We start from the raw sequence: 1,596 nt of genomic DNA, 5'->3' as shown, positions 1-1,596 counted from the left end.
GCCGCCGACCAGCTTGCGCAGCACGCCGTCACGGGCCACCAGCTGCCCGTCGGTGTGGTCACCGGCGTACTCGGCGGCGGCTACCTGGCCTGGCTGCTGGCCGGCGAACGCGGCGGCCGCCGATGACCGTCCCCCCGCAGACAGGAGCACCCATGTCCCCCGCCCGGCTGGTCGGCGACACGCTGACCCTCGCGTACGACCGGCGCACCGTCGCCGAGGACCTCACGGTGGCCGTCCCGGACGGCTCGTTCACCGTCATCATCGGCCCGAACGCGTGCGGCAAGTCGACCCTGCTGCGCGCCCTCGCCCGGCTGCTGCGGCCCACCCGGGGCGCCGTGCTGCTCGACGGCGCCGACATCCACCGCCGCCCCGCCCGCCAGGTCGCCCGTACCCTCGGGCTGCTCCCCCAGTCCGCCGTCGCCCCGGACGGCATCACCGTGGCCGACCTGGTCGCTCGGGGCCGCTACCCGCACCAGGGGCTGCTGCGGCAGTGGTCCCCACAGGACGAGCGGGTGGTCGCCGAGGCGATGGCCGACACCGGCGTCGCCGCACTCGCCGACCGCCCGGTCGACGAGCTCTCCGGCGGGCAGCGGCAGCGGGTCTGGATCGCCATGGCGCTGGCCCAGCGCACCCCCCTGCTGCTGCTCGACGAACCGACCACCTACCTGGACATCGCCCACCAGGTCGAGGTGCTGGACCTCTGCGCCCGGCTGCACGAGGAGCAGGGCCGCACGCTGGTGGCGGTGCTGCACGACCTGCACCAGGCCGCCCGGTACGCCACGCACCTGGTGGCGATGCGCGACGGCCGGGTGGCCGCCGCCGGGGATCCGCGCCGGATCGTCACCGCCGGCCTGATCGAGGAGGTGTTCGGCCTGCCCTGCCGGGTCCTCGCCGACCCGGAGACCGGCGCTCCCCTGGTGATCCCGGCGGCCCGCCGGCCCGTCCGCCCGGCCCAGGCCGGGGTGTGACCACCCCGGGGCCGGGACCGGGCCACCGGCGCCGGACGTCGCGGCCGTCGCGGCCGGGCTCCGGCGGATAGGGTGCCCCGGTGGAGGACCTGAGTCGCCTGTTCCGCTCGGCCGCCGATCACGCGGCCGACTACCGCCGATCGCTGCCGGACCGCCCGGTCGGGGTCCCGCTCGACCAGGCGGCGCTCGCCGGCGCCTTCGCCGGCCCGTTGCCCGCCGCCCCCTGCCCACCGGAACAGGTGCTGGCGGACCTGCTCGCCGCAGCCGAGCCCGGCCTCGTCGCCAGCGCCGGCCCGCGCTACTTCGGGTTCGTGGTCGGCGGCGCGCTGCCGGCGGCGACCGCGGCCGACATGCTCGCCGCCGGCTGGGACCAGCTCGCCTTCAACGCCGTCACCTCACCGGCGGCCATCGCCGCCGAGGCCGCCGCCGGCTCCTGGCTCAAGGAGTTGCTGGGGATCCCGGCGGCCGCATCGGTCGGCTTCGTCACCGGCGCCCAGGCGGCCAACACCGCCGGCCTCGCCGCCGCCCGGCACCAGGTGCTCGCGGACGCGGGTTGGGACGTGGAACGGCGGGGGCTGCTCGGGGCCCCACCGGTCCGGGTGATCGTCGGGGACGAGCGGCACGCGAC

1 protein-coding gene and 1 pseudogene are annotated in these 1,596 nt (G+C 77.6%); both read left to right on the top strand.

The genetic code is table 11. The features are described 5' to 3' along the window. Window positions 1-152 precede the first annotated feature (152 nt). Window positions 153-968 carry an ABC transporter ATP-binding protein gene (locus ACWEVO_RS36285; protein ID WP_452311907.1) on the top strand — a complete coding sequence of 272 codons (816 nt, stop codon included), beginning with the start codon at window positions 153-155 and terminating at the stop codon, window positions 966-968. A gap of 80 nt (window positions 969-1,048) precedes the next feature. Beyond that, window positions 1,049-1,596: pseudogene (locus ACWEVO_RS36280) on the top strand (aspartate aminotransferase family protein); the annotation flags it as partial.

The organism is Micromonospora sp. NPDC003776 (assembly GCF_053605645.1).
This window is presented reverse-complemented; position numbering and strand designations above follow the sequence as displayed.

Excerpts from the sequence above, each read along its gene's own strand:
- ACWEVO_RS36285 (WP_452311907.1), top strand. The coding sequence starts at position 153 with ATGTCCCCCGCCCGGCTGGTCGGCGACACGCTGACCCTCGCGTACGAC.